15 protein-coding genes and 1 tRNA gene are annotated in these 17,720 nt (G+C 44.8%); 11 read left to right on the forward strand and 5 right to left on the reverse strand.

Annotation, left to right across the window (positions count from 1 at the left end; genetic code table 11):
• Positions 1 to 495, reverse strand: coding sequence for a hypothetical protein (locus EPL05_RS18600; protein ID WP_128535487.1), 495 nt, complete (start codon positions 493 to 495; stop codon positions 1 to 3).
• Between the two features lie 228 nt (positions 496 to 723).
• On the opposite strand from EPL05_RS18600, the gene EPL05_RS18605 reads away from it, so the two are divergent.
• Genes EPL05_RS18605 through EPL05_RS18625 form a run of 5 tightly spaced genes read left to right on the forward strand, consistent with a single transcriptional unit; the run spans position 724 to position 4,250 of the window.
• Entirely contained in the window at positions 724 to 1,542 is an 819-nt protein-coding gene (locus EPL05_RS18605; protein WP_128535488.1) for an SDR family oxidoreductase, read from the forward strand.
• 18 nt (positions 1,543 to 1,560) lie between these two features.
• Positions 1,561 to 2,031 (forward strand): 3-hydroxyacyl-ACP dehydratase FabZ family protein, encoded by a 471-nt coding sequence (locus EPL05_RS18610; protein ID WP_128535489.1) that lies wholly within the window; start codon positions 1,561 to 1,563, stop codon positions 2,029 to 2,031.
• Positions 2,028 to 3,299: a beta-ketoacyl-[acyl-carrier-protein] synthase family protein gene (locus tag EPL05_RS18615; RefSeq protein WP_128535490.1), complete on the forward strand. Its 1,272-nt coding sequence runs from the start codon at positions 2,028 to 2,030 to the stop codon at positions 3,297 to 3,299. The genes EPL05_RS18610 and EPL05_RS18615 overlap by 4 nt, the downstream gene beginning before the upstream one ends.
• A 1-nt stretch (position 3,300) precedes the next feature.
• Positions 3,301 to 3,558, forward strand: a complete 258-nt coding sequence (locus EPL05_RS18620; RefSeq protein WP_128535491.1) for an acyl carrier protein — start codon at positions 3,301 to 3,303, stop codon at positions 3,556 to 3,558.
• Positions 3,555 to 4,250, forward strand: coding sequence for a 4'-phosphopantetheinyl transferase family protein (locus tag EPL05_RS18625; RefSeq protein WP_166727748.1), 696 nt, complete (start codon positions 3,555 to 3,557; stop codon positions 4,248 to 4,250). Before EPL05_RS18620 ends, EPL05_RS18625 begins: the two co-directional genes overlap by 4 nt.
• Positions 4,251 to 4,780: 530 nt before the next feature.
• Here the strand turns inward: EPL05_RS18625 and EPL05_RS18630 are convergent.
• A tRNA-Ser gene (locus EPL05_RS18630) sits at positions 4,781 to 4,871 on the reverse strand.
• Positions 4,872 to 5,198: 327 nt separating this feature from the next.
• Between EPL05_RS18630 and EPL05_RS18635 the strand changes: the two genes are divergently transcribed.
• Together EPL05_RS18635 and cdaA are read left to right on the forward strand one after the other, a co-directional pair.
• On the forward strand, positions 5,199 to 6,170 hold the full coding sequence (locus EPL05_RS18635) for a polyprenyl synthetase family protein (protein ID WP_128535493.1): 972 nt from the start codon (positions 5,199 to 5,201) through the stop codon (positions 6,168 to 6,170).
• Between the two features lie 165 nt (positions 6,171 to 6,335).
• On the forward strand, positions 6,336 to 7,127 hold the full coding sequence (gene cdaA / locus EPL05_RS18640; protein ID WP_128535494.1) for a diadenylate cyclase CdaA: 792 nt from the start codon (positions 6,336 to 6,338) through the stop codon (positions 7,125 to 7,127).
• A gap of 17 nt (positions 7,128 to 7,144) precedes the next feature.
• On the opposite strand, the gene EPL05_RS18645 is transcribed toward cdaA, so the two are convergent.
• Entirely contained in the window at positions 7,145 to 7,528 is a 384-nt protein-coding gene (locus EPL05_RS18645) for a hypothetical protein (RefSeq protein WP_128535495.1), read from the reverse strand.
• A 244-nt stretch (positions 7,529 to 7,772) separates the two neighbouring features.
• On the opposite strand from EPL05_RS18645, the gene EPL05_RS18650 reads away from it, so the two are divergent.
• Positions 7,773 to 8,189 (forward strand): EthD family reductase, encoded by a 417-nt coding sequence (locus EPL05_RS18650; protein ID WP_128535496.1) that lies wholly within the window; start codon positions 7,773 to 7,775, stop codon positions 8,187 to 8,189.
• Positions 8,190 to 8,419: 230 nt separating this feature from the next.
• Here EPL05_RS18650 and EPL05_RS18655 read toward each other — a convergent pair whose 3' ends face one another.
• Both EPL05_RS18655 and EPL05_RS18660 read right to left on the reverse strand, forming a co-directional pair.
• On the reverse strand, positions 8,420 to 8,944 hold the full coding sequence (locus EPL05_RS18655) for a hypothetical protein (protein WP_128535497.1): 525 nt from the start codon (positions 8,942 to 8,944) through the stop codon (positions 8,420 to 8,422).
• Positions 8,945 to 9,059: 115 nt separating this feature from the next.
• Positions 9,060 to 11,540, reverse strand: coding sequence for a M1 family metallopeptidase (locus EPL05_RS18660; protein ID WP_128535498.1), 2,481 nt, complete (start codon positions 11,538 to 11,540; stop codon positions 9,060 to 9,062).
• A 524-nt stretch (positions 11,541 to 12,064) separates the two neighbouring features.
• Between EPL05_RS18660 and EPL05_RS18665 the strand changes: the two genes are divergently transcribed.
• The 3 genes from EPL05_RS18665 to EPL05_RS18675 all read left to right on the forward strand — a co-directional run bounded on the left by EPL05_RS18665 (position 12,065) and on the right by EPL05_RS18675 (position 17,714).
• Positions 12,065 to 13,390 (forward strand): Gfo/Idh/MocA family protein, encoded by a 1,326-nt coding sequence (locus EPL05_RS18665; RefSeq protein WP_128535499.1) that lies wholly within the window; start codon positions 12,065 to 12,067, stop codon positions 13,388 to 13,390.
• A 189-nt stretch (positions 13,391 to 13,579) separates the two neighbouring features.
• Positions 13,580 to 14,956: a 3-keto-disaccharide hydrolase gene (locus tag EPL05_RS18670; protein ID WP_128535500.1), complete on the forward strand. Its 1,377-nt coding sequence runs from the start codon at positions 13,580 to 13,582 to the stop codon at positions 14,954 to 14,956.
• A gap of 376 nt (positions 14,957 to 15,332) precedes the next feature.
• Positions 15,333 to 17,714 carry an ABC transporter permease gene (locus tag EPL05_RS18675; RefSeq protein WP_128535501.1) on the forward strand — a complete coding sequence of 794 codons (2,382 nt, stop codon included), beginning with the start codon at positions 15,333 to 15,335 and terminating at the stop codon, positions 17,712 to 17,714.
• The last annotated feature ends 6 nt before the right edge of the window (positions 17,715 to 17,720 follow it).

Raw genomic sequence — 17,720 nt, forward strand, 5'->3', positions numbered from 1 at the left:
TTACAAAGAAAGGTCTTGTGGGTGCAGTATTTTTGAATTTTTGCTATAATCAGAGATCGCTTGCTGAACGCTAAGGGGCAGAGTTTTGTATGTTGTTTTTACAAAAAGTTTATCTGCTTCAATTTCCTTCCTGTATTTTACAATCTTAGGTGCATGCTCCTGTATAATAAGGCGTAAAAAATAAAATTCGCCATTACTGTTATTATCAAGTAACGCGGATTCTAATTTAATTCGGCCTTTCTTAAAAAAGATTAATTTTTGGCCTGGTATTTTTACTAATCCAGCTTTTCTCATCAGTAATGTACCCTCATAAGCTTGTTTTTCAGGCAATTCGGCGGTAGCCAATAATGTTAGTTCCCGGTTAATTTCTTCAAGCTTACCGGATGCCAGTATAGCGTAAAACGCAGCTTTGCTAAAGCTTTGTGCCTGGCTCTTTTCAGTTGCTGGATACAGTGCTGAACTAAAAAACAAGAATATTAAGGTGGCTATTTTCATAGTTGTATGCGCACGTAACTGCAAATATATTAATTATAATGGTTGCCAGCTAATAACCGCAATGCCGTGTTTTTGTTGTATTGATCGCCAATAAAAAAAGTCAGATGATTTTTATTGGCTGTGAATTTCGGATCTTTTGTTATCTTAACACCGAATAACTTAACACCAAATGGTAGCGATAAACTGAGTAGCTAAAACAATTGGTGATTAAACGCATTAAATAATTACGTGTACGAAAAAAGGAAATTTAGTGATTCCTGGGCGATAATCCTGGGTGGATCAAGCGGTTTTGGATTGGCAACTGTTGAAAAACTGGCAGAATATGGTATGAATAGTACCGTGGTGTACCGCGAAACCGCCATGCAAGAGCGCAGTCTGAGATTGAAAATGGAGGCTCTGGCCGAGAAACAAAACGTTTCAATTGAATTATTTAACATCAACGCGTTGGATACTGCCGCCCGGCATGGGCTTATCGAAAAATTAACAGAAGATAAGCACAAGAAAGGGGCGGTGAGGTTATTACTTCATTCCATAGCCAGGGGGAACTTAAAACCATTAATGCCGCAAACGGGTATGAACGTTGATTCTATTGAAACGATATCAGTTGAAGATATACGATACACTACTTACGCTATGTCGACAAGTTTGCTCGATTGGGCAAGAGAACTTTTAGCAGCCGGACTTTTCCAAAAAGACGGGCGTATTATCGGTTTAACCAGCGAAGGAGCCCATAAACATTGGGATGGTTATGGCGCGGTATCAATAGCTAAATCATCACTGGAAAGTTTAAGCACTTACATGGCAGTAGAACTGGGGCGGTTTGGCATCAAAACCAATTTGATTCAAGCGGGAATAACAGAAACGCCCTCGCTTAACAAGATACCCGGAAGCGAAAAACTGATACAGGTGGCAAAAGAAAGAAACCCTTTGGGCCGTGTAACCCAAACGACAGATGTTGCCAATGTGATTTACCTGTTGTGTACGGATGAGGCGGGATGGATAAATGGTTCGGTGATCCATGTGGATGGGGGAGAACATTGTAGGTAACTTGTTAAAGTTTTTGAGATGTATAACAATATCATAGCTTGTTTACCTTACAAGTCATCGTTCCTTTTTGTTGATAACGTAACGGCGTTGAGTGATAATGGGGTAACGGGAGAGTATACTTTAAAACCCGATTCTTTTTTTTATGAAGACCACTTTATAGGTAACCCTGTAACACCGGGCGTGATCATCACCGAAATAATGGCGCAAATAGGATTAGTTGTATTCGCCATCTATTTAATGACGGATGATAAGATCGGTACGGATGTTGTAATGAGTAAAGATTCGTTTCCGCTGTTAACTTCAACGGAGGTGTCTTTTTTTAAGATGGTATTGCCTGGTGAAAAAGTAACCGTAAGTTCTGAAAAGGAGTTCTTCCGTTTCGGTAAATTAAAATGCAAAGTGGAAATGCATAATGAGCAGGCCGAGTTGGTGGCGAGGGGTGTATTTGCGGGCATTGTAAAAAATGCGCTAATTAACAAACAAAAATGAGCAAGCGTGTAGTTATAACTGGTTTAGGTGTGATATCGCCAAACGCAATGGATGTCCCTGGTTTTCTCCACGCGATTAAGAATGGCGTTTCGGGCGTAAAATTTATGCCGCAATACGAAGAGCTAAAATTTAATTGCCAGGTAGCCGGCTCGCCGGCATTTGAGTGGGATAATTTAAGAAACTATCTCACCGAAACGAGCCTGTATGGCTTGAAGGGGAAAGGCATAGCTTTTGGAATAAAAGCGGCACTTGATGCCTGGATGGATGCCGGCAATGAGATAACCAGCGAAGGAACACTGTGGGAGACCGGGTGTGTTTTTGGCAGCAGTGTGGCCGATACTGATGTAATAAAAAATGCCATTACCCGGGTAGATGCTAAGGAATCCAAGAAATTGGGGTCGAGGGTGGTAGAGCAGATTATGAATAGCGGTGTAACCGCTTACATATCCGGCCGCCTGGGATTAGGTAATAAGGTTATAAGTAACTCGTCGGCTTGCGCCACCGGCACGCAGGCTATATTGATGGGATATGAATATATCAAATATGGCATGGCAAAGCGCATGGTGGTTGGCAGCAGCGAATACGTGGATGCTTATATTTTTGGCGCATTTGATTCTATGCGGGTGTTATCCAGAAAATACAACGACGAACCTACGCGGGCATCAAGGCCTATGAGCATCACAGCCGGTGGTTTTGTCCCCGGCTCAGGTGCCGGCGCTTTAATATTAGAAGATCTTGATTTCGCGCTTGCCCGTGGCGCACGTATTTATGGGGAAATACTCGGTGGAAGTAATAATTCGGGCGGGCAGCGTGGTGGCGGATCAATGACCGCGCCTGCCGCTACAGGCGTTATCAGGTGTATACAGGAGGCTATGAATAATGCAAGTATAACCGGGCAGCAAGTGGATCTGATAAGCGGACATTTAACAGCCACAATAGCCGATAAGTTAGAGATAAAAAATTGGGTGCAGGCTTTGGGCCTTACGGCCGAGGATTTTCCGATGGTGAATTCATTAAAATCAATGATCGGCCATTGCCTTAGCGCGGCCGGCTCAATTGAGACCGTAGCCGCGGTTTTACAAATAGTTCATGGTTTTGTACATCCAAATATAAACCTGGAGGATGCTAACCCTGAAATTATAAATTTGATTGGTGCAAACAATTTACCCACAAAAATTGTAAACAGAAAGATTAACATTGTAGCAAAAGCTAACTTTGGCTTTGGCGACATTAACACCTGTTTAATTATCTCGAAATACGACAAATAATATGGATAGAACAACTATTTTAACTGAACTGAAAAAAGTGCTTGTACCTTACACCGAAAATAAAACAATGCTTGACGGGATCACCGAGGAAACAGACCTTATAAAAGATCTAAAAATAAATTCAGCCAACCTGGTTGATATCATTATAGACGCGGAATCGCAGTACAATATTGAAATTGATTTTGATTCGGCAGAAAAAATGTACCTGATAGGAAATTGCATAGATATAATATCCGATAAACTAAATCAATCTGCTTGATAAGCACTGGCAACGATATTGTAGCCCTTGATCTGACAGATATCAAACGAACTGAACAGGGTCGGTTTTATACACAAATACTTTCGAATTCCGAGCAAAAACTTTACCAGCAGGTCTCTTGTCCGCAATTGCCTTTTAACCAATACGTATGGTTACTATGGTCGGCTAAGGAGTCTGCTTACAAGTATCTCAAAAGATTGACGCCAGAGTTAGTGTTCTCGCCAACGCAAATCATTATTCAGAGCCTTAAAGCTCCCAATAGGAGTGGAAATGATGTAAATGTCACGCTATGGGAAAGCACCTGTGACGGCGAATTTTATAGCGGGACAATTGTCCATCTGTCAAGCACTCTTTATTTCCGCTCAAAAACTTCCGCAAGCTGGATAGCTACCGTTGTTGATCAAAACGAAAGTTTTAAAAATATTTATTGGGGCGTTAAATCGATTACAGAAAATTCAGTAGAATCTCAATCAGCTGAGGCGCGTTATTTTTTGATAGACAAACTGCGCCCTTATTTTAATGATCTTCATTTCAAAAAAAGCCTGATAGGATACCCTGTTATCTTCAATAATGGCAACGAGCTTAACATACCTGTTTCGATAGCGCATCACGGTAACTATGTAAGTTATTCTTTTGTATTAGATCAGGCTAAACTTCTATCAGATAATTGTGAAGTTGATTGGACGGCGTAGCCTCAACCCTTCCCAGGGGATTTGATACCAAGCGGCCCAAATATATCAATATTGCCGAAGATATGCTGTTCAAGATAGTTCCTAAGTCAAAGAAGTAGAGCTATACCCCCCATTCGTGACCAAACGCCTCCAATGGTCATTCATTTTTATCCTTTCAACTTGACATTTGCTTTCAGAGCATTAAAGCGGTTTTATTCCACCAAAGAAGGTCTGAAAAAAATTTAAGAACGAGATGCTCAGCAAGATCGCGCGGCTAATACAGCCCAGTCAAGGGAATCCAAACAATCACTCCAAAGCGTTAAAGTGGATAAAATTAGTTACTTCCTAAGCTGTAAACAAGATGTTTAGGTGTTGAATATCTTGCTATACAGCGATTTATAAGCTTTCTGGTGAACTGGTGGCCCTGTGTTAAAATAGGTTACCAAAAGGTCATCAGAGTAATGCTGTTCATTGAACAATTGGGTAGCCCCGGAAACAAAAAACGCCTTAAATGATGCATTTAAGGCGTTTTTGAATCGTTTGATATAAACTGGCGGAGAGGGAGGGATTCGAACCCTCGATACACTTTTGGCGTATACACACTTTCCAGGCGTGCTCTTTCGACCACTCAGACACCTCTCCGTATCTTTTTAAAGGACTGCAAAAGTAGTAAACTTCTGTACAATTGGGTAAAGAAATTTGAGCGCTCCTTACGGTGGGTTGCTTAGCGTAGATTTTATGCATAAAAAAGCAGGCCTCGTGTTACCGAAGCCTGCTCAAACGAAAACTCTAACTCACAAAATCAAAACTTATATACTGTATCATAAATACACTTAATAGAGTGTTTTGGCAAGCAAAGGTTTAATGGAGCAATAAAAATAGACGATTACGCACATGCATTTTTTAGCTATGTTTGCTTCAAATTAAACGGTTAGCAAACCAGGCATAAAAAAAAGCCATTTATTGCAGATGCTGAACATCAACGAGATCAAAAAACCCATTGCTGCAGAAATTGATGTTTTTGAAGAGAAGTTTAAAACTTCGATGCAAAGCTCGGTACCCTTGCTGGATCGTATCACCCATTATATTGTAAAACGTAAGGGGAAGCAGATCCGTCCTATGTTCGTTTTCTTTTCTGCCAGTATTTGCGGTGGTATCAACGAGTCTACCCACCGCGGGGCGGCTTTGGTAGAACTGCTGCACACCGCTACCCTGGTACACGATGATGTAGTGGATAACTCCTACCAGCGCCGCGGCTTTTTCTCTATCAACGCTTTATGGAAAAATAAGATCGCCGTTTTAGTGGGCGATTACCTGCTATCGAAAGGTTTACTGCTTTCTATTGATAACGGCGATTTTAGCCTGCTTAAAATTGTATCCGAAGCGGTAAAGCAAATGAGCGAAGGTGAATTGCTGCAAATAGAAAAGGTACGCCGCATGGATATCAGCGAAGCTGTTTATTACGAGGTTATCCGCCAAAAAACAGCATCGCTTATTGCGTCCTGCTGTGCCTGCGGGGCGGCTTCTGCCGGTGCAAACGACGAGGTAGTAGAAAAAATGCGCCTCTTCGGCGAGAACATAGGCATCGCTTTCCAGATAAAAGATGATATGTTTGATTTTGGTACCGACGATGTGGGCAAACCTTTGGGTATCGATATTAAAGAAAAAAAGGTTACCCTGCCACTCATCTACGCGCTTAATAACAGCACGCCCGGCGACAAAAGGCGTATGATAGGGTTGGTAAAAAACCATAACGACGATCCAAAGAAAATAGCCGAGATCATCGCTTTTGTAAAGGAAAAGGGAGGCCTTGAATACTCCGAGATACAGATGAAAAAGTATCAGGAAGCCGCCTTCGGTATACTGGATACTTTCCCGGCGGGGGATGCCCGTACCGGGCTGGAGCAATTGGTACGCTTTACTACCGAGCGGAATAAGTAGCAAAGGCTTGTTCGCGTTAGACATGCGGTGCGAACGGCCCGAACAAGCCCGAACATGGGTATTTTAAACAATTACTATTGCATAAGCCTGTAAAATTCAAAGGGATTTCCCCCGGATAATTACCACCCCGATATGATGTTAGCCAAAACTTATTAACTTCGTATCATGCATTCCTTAGACCTACGCTTCCTTAAACCTACCATTCCAAACATACTGGATGTGCTGCTGGTGGCATTTATTTTATACCAGCTGTATAATTTAATAAGGGGAACCATCGCTGCCAATATTTTTATCGGCTTTATAGCTATTTGTTTGTTATACAAGGTGGTAGATCTGCTTCATATGCAGTTGCTTTCGGCCATCCTGGGTAAGTTTGCAAATGTGGGCATTATTGCCATCGTAATTGTTTTTCAGCAGGAGGTGAGGCGGTTTTTGTTGCTGGTTGGTAAGAATGCATCGCTACAGCGCAATAAGGCCTGGTGGAAGTATTTCTTTGGAAAGGCCGAGGCGGAGAAGAACAATTATGCACGTATAAAACCTATTATAGATGCCTGCAAAACCATGAAGCAAACCCGCACCGGGGCGCTCATTGTTTTTGCGAAGTATTATGATGAGCAATTTTACCAGAACAGTTGCGAACTGGTGGATGCCAAGATCTCCAAGCGCCTGTTAGAAAGTATCTTCCAAAAGAATAGCCCGCTGCATGATGGTGCTGTGGTAATAGCCGAAAATAAGATCAAATCGGCCAGTTGTATATTGCCGGTTACCGAGAAGGCCGACCTGCCGGCCCAGTTTGGCCTGCGCCACCGCGCGGGCATCGGTGTTACCGAAGCCAATGACGCTACCGCTATCATCGTATCAGAAGAAACCGGCGAGATCTCCTACGCCAAGCAGGGCCGCATTAAAATGAATATCAGCTTTGCCGAACTGGAAAAACTCCTGAATAAGGATTTTTAAAAAAGATCTGTGTTGCCTTACGGGTGGATGAGTGTTACGCTGTTTTTCTTGTTGAAATCCTGGCCAACAACCGGCATGGTATAAAATCCGTCGATCTTTTTTACCGGCATTTTCGATTTTCCACTCAAAACTGCTACCGGCATCATGTAGCCTTCCATAGGGCCTATCAGTTTTGTTTGCGTTAGCGGGGTTTGGTTGAAATTTTCGAGCGTGGACAACTTCTTTAAAATATTTGAATCCGGTAGTTTGGTAAGGTCTTTCAGCGATGGCGAATTGATGGTGGTATCAACCCTTATCTGGAACACCGGAGATGGAACCTGCTCCGGGAGCTTTAGATCACTCTGAGCCATAAGCCGGCCCGTGCCCGTAAGTAACGTAATAAATAGCAATGCCTTTTTCATATCCGTTTGGTTTGATGATACCAAGTTAGCGATTTTGCTTTTTAATTTAATTGTTAAAAGAGGTTACAAGAGGTTAAAAAGTGTTAAAAAATGTGGGTGCCGATACATAATGCTGGAAGGAACGTTTGACTAATCTCATCGAAATTTACCATTTTGTAAATGTAAGCCTTTTGTAGATATTTGAATATCAGGGGGGCAACAGGAAATCTTGTCAACCCCACTTCCATAACTTAAAAACATACAAATGAAATTTAGACTCATCCTATCGTTTCTGCTTCTGGCCTCAAGCTTTACTGCATTTAGCCAGGAAAGGCAAAAAGGCAACAATTCGGCTGTTGCCGAAAAAGGCCTGATTAAAGTATCCGTCCTATACCCGTTTGCAGAGGGCAAAACATTCAATATGGAGTATTATGAAACTAAGCACATGCCAATGGTTGCAGGGTTTCTCGGCTCAAATTTGGTAAAATACACCATCGAAAAAGGACTTGCCAGCGGCGTTCCCAACCAACCATTACCTTACATGGCAATTGGGATATTTTATATAAAGAGCCTTGCTGAATATCAAGCGGCAATTGCCCCGAACATAGCTGCCATAAGGGCCGACTTCGCGAATTACACGAATGTAGCCCCGGTAATTTTGGTTAGTGAGGTGGTAAGGTAGAGCATTGCAGCTCTTCATTGCAATAGTTAGGCACGAGTACGCCCCCGCTTTTTCCCAGCGCTGCATACTCGCGCCAGGCAAGGCCGGCTTTGCTAATTACACAAATGTTGCCCCGGTAATTTTAGTTAGTGAGGTGGTAAGGTAGAGCATTGCAGCCCTTCATTGCGATAGTTAGGCACGAGTACGCACCCTTCATCCCAACGCTGCATACTCGCGCCAGACAACGACAACTAAACGCTTTTGCGTTCTAAGTATTCAACAATGCGATTGCTATCCTCAAAAAAACCGATTATAATATAAAAAATATCTTCGCAATGGTCTTTTTTTAATTGAAAGACGATTTCATTTTTGAAAAAATCGTGAGCTGTTGTTTCAGTAACAATTATATTTTTAATTGGAGATTGAATTGATTTTGATTTAAAAAACAAATAATCACAGGTCGTTATATTTATTCTACTGCCATTTATTTCTATCTTTTTTACAGTGTTATTTATTAATCTTTTTCTTGGTCCAAGGGGGACATAGTAACTTGCCGTAAACACGGCTGATAGCGGGAGTATTAAAATTAGTATAAGTTTAAATGAAAATCCAACAATCATAGCAAATAGTGTTACTGATATTAAAGTACCTGCTGGTCCGTATAAATACATTCCTTGCTTTGAGTCTTTTTCCCATTTCTTTACAAAAGAGGTTCCACGAACATTTATCATAAATATCGTTGAATCGTTTTCAGTAAAACTTTTATTGTTTTCCATGTTGATATTTTATTTCCGGGAATGATCCAATTTTCATTAAATATAACACAATTCCATCCCCAACAAAAAGCCGCCCTGCTTGCGCGGGCGGCTCTCTCATTATTAAATCAAAATATTATTTCAATGGCTCAATTGCTTTATCGGCAGCTGTTGCAGATGCGGTATCGCCCATTTTGGTGCGGGCATCTTTTATGCTGGTTAGTAATTGTATCACCGTTGGTGCAACGCCAAATTGTTTGTACTTAACGCCAAGCTCGCCAATGGTGGTTATGGCTTGCTGCGCGTATTCCGGGCTTTTTACACGACCGGCGTACTCGGCCGTTTTCCTGATCATCTGGAACTGCGCGTTCGGGTCACCATTTTTAAAGGCATCGTAATAGTAAGGCCATTCGGCATCGGTGCCGTTAGCAGAGTAAACACCCAGTACGGCTTGTTTAAGCGCGCCTTCAGCATCGTTCTGGTAGGTTTTTGCTAAAGCCACAGCGTCGGTTGGGCTGATCATCCCGATAGCATTCATCGCTGCGCCCTGTATAGCGTAGCTCTGGCTGGTTAAAGCTTGTTTAAACAAGTTCATATTGCCCGACGCTTTTAGCCTGCCTAAAGCGGTAATAGCCGCGGCACGTACCAGGTTGTTATCGTCGGTTTGCGCCAGTTTAACCAATACAGGCACTGCAGCGTTACGCACATCATCGTAGCTGGTAAGGTTGGCAGCAACTATAGCTTTGATACGCAGTGGGTAGAATTTATCCTGCATGGCAGCGATGATGATCTTCTGCGCGGCCTTTTCGTTTTGGCGGGTTTTGGCAAAATCAACAGCCTCGTAACGATCTAAGAAAAGCGGCGCGTTAAAATACTGGAACGCGTACTCATCCAGTGTTTTGCTGTCGGTTTTCTTGGTTAAGAGGATCTTATCGCCGTCAACGTTCACCAGGTCGGGTTTTGAGGCTACCAGGAAGGTAAGCGTATCTGTTTTTTCGCGCATCCAAACCTGGTGGCGTGTTTTTTTGCCACCGGCGTAAATGTCAATAGCCATTGGCAGGGTAAAGTCATTGCCATCCTGTGTTTGCTGCAGATAAACGGTTTGGGTTTTGGTAGCATCATCCCATTTGTAGCTGATGTTAAGCACCGGGTGGCCCGCGCCATAGTACCATTGGTTAAAAAACCAGTTCAGGTCGCGGCCGCTGGCCTCTTCCATTGCCAAACGCAATTGCTGCGCTTCGCCGTTTTTAAAGGCATTGGTTTTTAAGTAAATATTTAGACCCTTATAAAATGCCGCGTTACCCAGGTAGTTGCGCAGCATTAACAGGATGCGCCCACCTTTTTGGTAGGTAACTACGTCAAATACGTCTTCCTTATCATTGTAATGGAAACGTACCAGGTCTTTTGTTTTTGCTGATGCCTGGTTTAGGTAGCTTTGCATCGCTTCCAGGCTGTGCGCATCGCCGGCATCTTTACCGTATTTGTATTCGGCCCAAATGGTCTCACTAAAATCAGCGAACGATTCGTTAACCGTTAAGTTGCTCCAGCTTTCGGCAGTTACGTAATCGCCAAACCACTGGTGAAACAATTCGTGCACAATGGTGCTGCGGCCTGCGTCGTAGTAACGGTCGGCAAGTTCGCGTTTGGTACCTTGTACATACACGCCGTGCAGGGTAGCGCTGGTGTTCTCCATAGCGCCGCTCACGTAATCGCGAACCACAATTTGCGAGTATTTGTACCAGGGGTAATCAACACCCAGGGTTTTAGAGTAAAACTCTATCACCTCCGGCGTAAAGCCGAAGATATCTTTAGCGTAAGGGGCGTATTTGGGCTCCAGGTAATAGCTTACCTCTTTATTGCGCCATTTATCCTTATAAATTTTGAAATCGCCTACGGCCATCATAAACAAGTATGGCGAGTGCGGTAACTCCTGTTTCCAGGTATCGGTGCGGGTGCCATCCTTATTTATTTTTTGCAAAGCCAAACGGCCGTTTGATAAGGTTACGTACTGTTTAGGCACGGTCATGCTGATCTCTTCGGTAGTTTTTTGGTTTGGTTTATCAATGGTAGGGAACCAGGCGGATGAAGCTTCGGTTTCGCCCTGCGTCCATATCTGGGTTGGCTTATCTTTCTCGGTACCATCCGGGTTTATAAAATAAAGGCCTTTGGCATCGTTAATGGCCGCGCTGCCTTTAACCTTTAGTTCGTTTGGTTTGGATGTGTAATCAATATAAACGGTGTAGCTTTCGGCATTGGTGTAGGTTTTATCCAGCTTAATGGCTACGGTTAAGCTATCGTATGTAAAAGTAAGCGGCGTAGTTTTACCGTTTTTTACAATAGCGATAGTTTTTAGGTCCATGCCTTTGGCATCAAGGCGCAGGCTGTCGGTAGGGTACATGTGCGGTTTTAAAGTAACCCATTCCTTGCCGTACATATAGCGTTTTTTGTAATCGAACCTCACATCCAGTTTGGTGTGTACCAGGTCGTTAATTTTTGTGGTAGTTGCCCGGTAAATTTTGTAGGCCGGGGTTTCGGCTGCGGGGGCTTGCGCCTTAGCTGTGCTGAGGGCGCAGGCGCTGATGCCGCCGGCTAATACGGCAGCGTAGATTGTTTTCATATATAGTTAACAGTTTAATTGATATGCGTGCATAATAATAAAAGCTAAATTATTAGTTTTTATCCGATTTAAGACGCTTTTCGACGGTTAATGTTACAGGTGGGGCGGGACAAATGCGGGACGTGGGAGGCCTCACCAAATCCTCTCCAAAGGAGAGGGCTTTAAAACGACTTTGAAAGCCCGAGGGCAGGGTAAAAGAAAAAAATCCCCCTCTTTGCCTAGCAGAGAGAGGTTGGGGGCTCGCAAGGTGAACATTGTCGCCCGGCTATTTAATTCACTCCGAATGCGCTTCGCTGTTCGCCCCTCTCTACCTTCGGTAAAGAGGGTGAAGAGAAATAAGAAACAAAAAAACGCCCCTCTTTTCGTAGCAGAGAGGGGCAGGGGGTGAGTAAACTCGCGAATAGGAAATTGGCCCCCACATCCTAAAAAAATAATTTATCTATTAATGTTACATACATCTAATACATAATCTCCTAAATTAGCCTTTACCAATTATTGCAAAATACATTTACCAAAACCGTTTTATGCAACGCAGAAAATTTATCCAGAATGTGGCCGTTACGGGCAGCAGTTTCCTCATTGGCTCTCAAATAGCCATGGGTGGTGTCTTTAAAGGCTCGCCAAACAAAAAAGTAGTTTTAGGAGTGATGGGGGTTAACAGCCGTGGCGCTTTCCTGGCGCAGAAGCTGGCCGGTATCCCCGATGCCGAGATAGGTTACATTTGCGATGTGGATACCATTGCCATGAACAGGTGTATTGCCGAAATTGAAAAAATAACCGGCAAAAAACCAAAAGGTATTACCGATATCCGCCAGCTGCTGGAGAAGAAAGACCTCGACGCGCTGGTGATAGCCGCGCCCGACCACTGGCACGCCCCGGCAACCATTATTGCCTGCCAGGCCGGTAAACATGTTTATGTAGAAAAGCCCTGCAGCCACAACCCGCACGAGGGCGAAATGGCTATTGCCGCTGCTGCTAAATATAACCGGCTGGTACAAATGGGTAGTCAGCGCCGCTCGTTCAACAACGTGCAAAAGATGGTGCAGGAACTGCACAATGGCATTATTGGAAGGGCTTACTTTGCAAGGGGCTGGTACGTGAATAACCGCAAATCGATAGGATTTGGAAAGGTTGCCCCTGTACCATCAAATTTAAATTACGACCTATGGCAGGGCTACGCGCCACGCAGGCCTTATAAAGATAACCTGATCCACTACAACTGGCACTGGCATTGGAACTGGGGAACCGGCGAGGCTCTCAACAACGGTACACACGAAATTGACGTGATGCGCTGGGGCCTGGGTGTCGATTTTCCGGATAGGGTAACCTCATCGGGTGGTCGTTTTGCTTTTAAGGATGATTGGGAAACACCCGATACGCAAACTATTTTAGCCAATTTCCCCAACAATACCGCAATAAGCTGGGAAGGGCGCAGCTGTAACAGTTTCAACTCCGAAGGCGTGGGCCGCGGCGTAGTATTTTATGGCGATAAAGGCACCATTTACTACGGCGGCGGCAATGGCTACCAGGTTTATGATTATGATAACAAACTGGTAAAAGAAATAAAGGATGAAACCCCGGTTGACGCGGGCAACAAAGTAAGCCCAACCGAACTGCTGGACAGGGTGCATCTGCAAAACTTTATCACGTCTATACAGGGTGATACGCAGCTGAACCAAACCATCATCAACGGACATAAATCTACCGTGATACCGCAATTGGGTAACATCGCGCAGCGCATGGGCAGGGTGCTCAACTGTGACCCAAGTAACGGCCACATCCTGCACGATCCAGAGGCCATGAAGCTTTGGAGCCGCGATTACGAACCGGGCTGGAATTTGAAGGTGTAAAAAGAACGATAGAACAAATTTATTTTAAATTCCCCTCTTGAGAGGGGGCGCGATGGGCAAGAGCGGGAGCAGGGGTGTGTTTGCCACAATGCAAACTTAACACACCCCTCTACCCCTCTCAAGAGGGGAATCGCACGATGTCCCTGCTCTTAAAAAGAAATAATAGATAAACACATCCTCCTCAATAACATGAAGAACAACCTAAAAATATGGATCCTGGCCGGGGTAACCGTCTTTGGCATACAAGCGGCATCGGCACAAACAAAAGCGGGCTATACCAGCCTGTTTGATGGTAAAACCTTAAAAGGCTGGAAAAAACTGGCCGGCAACGCGGAATACAGCGCTGCCAATGGCGTAATTACGGGCACGGCGGTGCTCAATAGCGGCAATACTTTTTTGGTGACTGAAAAAGAATACCGCGATTTTGTATTGGAACTTGATGTGATGACCGAGAGCAACCTCACCAACTCGGGCGTACAACTGCGCAGCCATTATAACCTGGCAGGCCACGAAGGCAAAGGCCTGGTTTACGGCAAGCAATGCGAAGTAGACCCCAGCGAACGCAGCTGGACAGGCGGCATTTACGACGAGGGTCGCCGCGATTGGCTGTACCCAATGGAACTGAACGCCAAGGCAAAAATAAACTGGAAACCGGGCGTATACAACCACATTAAAGTGGAGTGCATTGGCAACGCCACCAAAACCTGGATAAACGGCACCGCTACCGCTTACGTAGTAGATACCGTTGATGCAAAAGGTTTTATTGGTTTGCAGGTGCATGCCATCAGCGATGCCGGGCAGGCTGGCAAAAAGATTTTTTTTAAGAACATCAGGATAAAAACCACCAATCTGAAACCACAGCCTTTTGCCAAAGATGTATACGTAGTTAATTTGGTGCCGAACGTATTGTCTGCTTACGAAAAGCAGGAGGGCTGGAAACTGCTTTTCGATGGTAAAAGCAGTGCCGGGTGGCGCAGCGCAAGCAGCATGACCTTCCCGGCAAAGGGCTGGAAGGTAACGGACGGCATGATCTCGGTAATAGGCTCGGCCGGCGGCGAGGCTGCCAACGGCGGTGATATTATTACTACCGACCAGTATAAAGCGTTTGATATGTCGTTTGAGTTTAGGATGTCTACAGGTGCTAACAGCGGCGTAAAATATTTTGTTACGCTGAGCGAAAAAACAACCGGCTCGGCTATTGGGTTGGAATACCAGGTGCTGGATGATGCCGTACACCCGGATGCTAAACTTGGCCGCGATGGCGACCGTACCTTATCTTCGCTTTACGATTTGATCCCGGCTAAAAAACAAACCCGTTTTGTACACCCCATTGGTGCATGGAACACCGGCCGCATCATCGTGTATCCCAACAACCATGTAGAGCATTATCTCAACGGTGTTAAAGTGCTGGAGTATGACCGTGGCTCGCAAGCCTACCGCGACCTGGTAGCCATCAGCAAATACAAAGTATGGAAAGGTTTCGGCGAAGCTCCCCAAGGCCACTTGCTACTGCAGGACCATGGTTTTGATGTGAATTACAGGAGTATTAAGATAAAGGAGTTGTAGAAGAGAATTGATTTCGGATTTCGGACGTTCGATTTCGGATTTAAAAAGTTCAAAAACTGAGTGGATTTTTAAACACAGAGGCCACAGAGAAAAAGAGATTTTTTACTGTGGCTTTTTTACTGTGGCTTTATTCCATTAAAACCTCTGTGCTCCTAAGTGTGTTTCTCTCCGCGTACTCTGTGGTAAAATAATACAGCCATATAACCGAACACCCACCGTCCGAATACGAACAACCGTTCACTTTTAAATCTTTATAATTATTTGATTGTCAAATAATTATAAAATTGGCATACATCTTATACATTGATGCTATAGCAAGCTTGCTTGGTATCATTACAATCAGCGTTGTCAAGAGAATCATTAAAATCAGCGGTCCATGATCAAAAATTATTTAAAAATAGCCTGGCGCAACCTTATCAAAAATAAGGTGCATTCCTTTATCAATATAGCCGGGCTTTCGGTTGGTATGGCGGTGGCCATGCTCATCGGCCTTTGGATGTGGGACGAGCTTTCCTTTGATAAGGTACATCAAAATTATAGCAGCATTGCGCAGGTAAAACAAAACGTTACCAATAACGGCGAGGTGCAAACCTGGGATGGGCTGCCATACCCACTGGCCGGCGCTTTACGCAAAAACTACGGCGGCGATTTTAAATACGTGGTTATGGCCGCCGGCTGGGGCGACCATCTGCTGGTCCTCGATAATAAAAAGATAAACCGCTTTGGTATTTTTATGGAGCCCCAGGGGCCCGATATGTTTACGCTGGATATGCTGAAAGGCAGCCGCAACGCGCTGGCCGATCAATCGTCTATCATCATCTCTGCGGCAACTGCCAAAGCTTATTTTGGCGATGCCGACCCGATGGGGCAAACGCTGAAAATTGATAACCAGATCAACGCGAAAGTGGCCGGTGTTTACCGGGACCTGCCGCAAAATTCCACCTTGGCCAATGTGGGCTTTATTGCGCCATGGCAAATGATGTATGTTGCCAACGATATGAAATCGATGACGGAACCGTGGCGGCCAAATTTCTGCACCGTATGGGTGCAAATGGCAGATAACGCCAGCATGACCTCCGCATCCCTGAAAATAAAAGACGAAAAACTGCGCAACGTGAGCGCTACACTGGCCAAAAAGAAGCCGGCGCTGTTTTTACAGCCCATGAGTCAGCTGCATTTATATGATGAGTTTAAAGACGGTAAAAACACCGGTGGCCGCATCCAGTATGTTTGGATGTTTGGCATCATCGGCGTTTTTGTGCTGCTGCTGGCCTGTATCAATTTTATGAATTTGAGTACCGCCCGTTCAGAAAAACGGGCTAAAGAGGTTGGCATCCGCAAGGCCATAGGCTCATTGCGCGGGCAGCTTATTTACCAGTTTTTCAGCGAATCGCTGCTTTGCGTGGCGCTGGCATTTTTAGTGGCGTTGCTGTTTGTACAGTTGAGTTTGCCTTTCTTCAACGAAGTGGCCGATAAAAAAATGAGCATCCTTTGGACCACGCCGGTATTCTGGTTACTCACCATTGGCTTTAGCCTGCTTACCGATTTAATTGCCGGTAGTTATCCTGCGTTCTACCTGTCATCCTTCCAACCGGTAAAGGTGCTGAAGGGAACGTTCCGGGTGGGGCGTTTTGCGGCTATCCCGCGGAAGGTTTTGGTGGTGGTGCAATTCGCGGTATCGGTAGTACTCATCATTGGCACTATCGTAGTTTTCCGCCAGATCGAATTTGCCAAGGATCGCCCCGTAGGCTATACCCGCGATGGTTTAGTGGCTGTACAGATAGGCGGGGATGCCATTCATAAAAGCTTCGCCTCTGTAAAAGATGAGTTGATGAAAACCGGCACCGTGGTATCCCTGGCCGAAGGCGATGTGGCACCTACCGGCATGGCAGGCAGTACCAGCGCCATCGAGTGGAAAGAGAAAGACCCAAACCTAAGTGTAGATTTCCAGCAGGCGGGCGTATCCGCAGGCTACGGCGAAACCGTGGGCTGGCAATTTAAAGGCGGCAGGGATTTTTCCAATGCCTACCCGTCAGATTCGCTGGCCGTGGTCATCAACGAGGCCGCTGCCAAATTTATGGGGATGAAGAACCCTACCGATGAAAGCATTACTTTTTATGGCAACACCTTTAAAATCATCGGGCTGATCAAAGATATTGTGGTTAACTCGCCCTACGCTCCTGTAAAACCGGGCGTGTTCTTCCTAAACAAAGGGGCAGGCAGCACGGTTGTACTTAAAATAAACCCTAAAATAAGCGCCGGTACCGCGGTAGAAAAAATCGAGGCCGTGTTTAAACAGTTCAACCCCGAGCAGCCTTTTCAGTATAGTTTTGTAGATGAGGTTTACGCCCGCAAATTCGGCAACGAACAGCGCGTAGGTAAACTGGCTGCGTTTTTTGCCAGTCTGGCCATCTTTATCAGCTGCCTTGGCTTATTCGGTATGGCATCTTTTATGGCCGAGCAGCGCGTAAAGGAGATTGGCGTGCGTAAAGTATTGGGCGCATCCATATTTAACCTGTGGCGATTGCTTTCTACCGATTTTATTATATTGGTAACCGTATCGCTATTGATTGCCGCGCCAATTGCCTGGTACCTGATGAGCAACTGGCTGCAAAATTTTGAATACCGCTCCGGTATTTCGATCTGGACATTCATCATAACAGGCGTGGGTGCCATCACCATCACGCTGTTAACCGTAAGCATCCAAACCATTAAAGCAGCTTTGATGAACCCGGTGAAGAGTTTGAAGAGTGAATAAGTGAGT

Source organism: Mucilaginibacter gilvus (assembly GCF_004054195.1).
GTDB lineage: Bacteria > Bacteroidota > Bacteroidia > Sphingobacteriales > Sphingobacteriaceae > Mucilaginibacter > Mucilaginibacter gilvus.

What these genes read in the sequence shown, in the direction of transcription:
- EPL05_RS18620 (WP_128535491.1), top strand. Translation starts at nt 3,301, where the DNA reads ATGGATAGAACAACTATTTTAACTGAACTGAAAAAAGTGCTTGTACCT.
- EPL05_RS18635 (WP_128535493.1), top strand. Translation starts at nt 5,199, where the DNA reads ATGCTGAACATCAACGAGATCAAAAAACCCATTGCTGCAGAAATTGAT.
- EPL05_RS18645 (WP_128535495.1), bottom strand. Translation starts at nt 7,528, where the DNA reads ATGAAAAAGGCATTGCTATTTATTACGTTACTTACGGGCACGGGCCGG.
- cdaA (WP_128535494.1), top strand. Translation starts at nt 6,336, where the DNA reads ATGCATTCCTTAGACCTACGCTTCCTTAAACCTACCATTCCAAACATA.
- EPL05_RS18670 (WP_128535500.1), top strand. Translation starts at nt 13,580, where the DNA reads ATGAAGAACAACCTAAAAATATGGATCCTGGCCGGGGTAACCGTCTTT.
- EPL05_RS18615 (WP_128535490.1), top strand. Translation starts at nt 2,028, where the DNA reads ATGAGCAAGCGTGTAGTTATAACTGGTTTAGGTGTGATATCGCCAAAC.
- EPL05_RS18650 (WP_128535496.1), top strand. Translation starts at nt 7,773, where the DNA reads ATGAAATTTAGACTCATCCTATCGTTTCTGCTTCTGGCCTCAAGCTTT.
- EPL05_RS18665 (WP_128535499.1), top strand. Translation starts at nt 12,065, where the DNA reads ATGCAACGCAGAAAATTTATCCAGAATGTGGCCGTTACGGGCAGCAGT.
- EPL05_RS18675 (WP_128535501.1), top strand. Translation starts at nt 15,333, where the DNA reads ATGATCAAAAATTATTTAAAAATAGCCTGGCGCAACCTTATCAAAAAT.
- EPL05_RS18660 (WP_128535498.1), bottom strand. Translation starts at nt 11,540, where the DNA reads ATGAAAACAATCTACGCTGCCGTATTAGCCGGCGGCATCAGCGCCTGC.
- EPL05_RS18600 (WP_128535487.1), bottom strand. Translation starts at nt 495, where the DNA reads ATGAAAATAGCCACCTTAATATTCTTGTTTTTTAGTTCAGCACTGTAT.
- EPL05_RS18655 (WP_128535497.1), bottom strand. Translation starts at nt 8,944, where the DNA reads ATGGAAAACAATAAAAGTTTTACTGAAAACGATTCAACGATATTTATG.
- EPL05_RS18610 (WP_128535489.1), top strand. Translation starts at nt 1,561, where the DNA reads ATGTATAACAATATCATAGCTTGTTTACCTTACAAGTCATCGTTCCTT.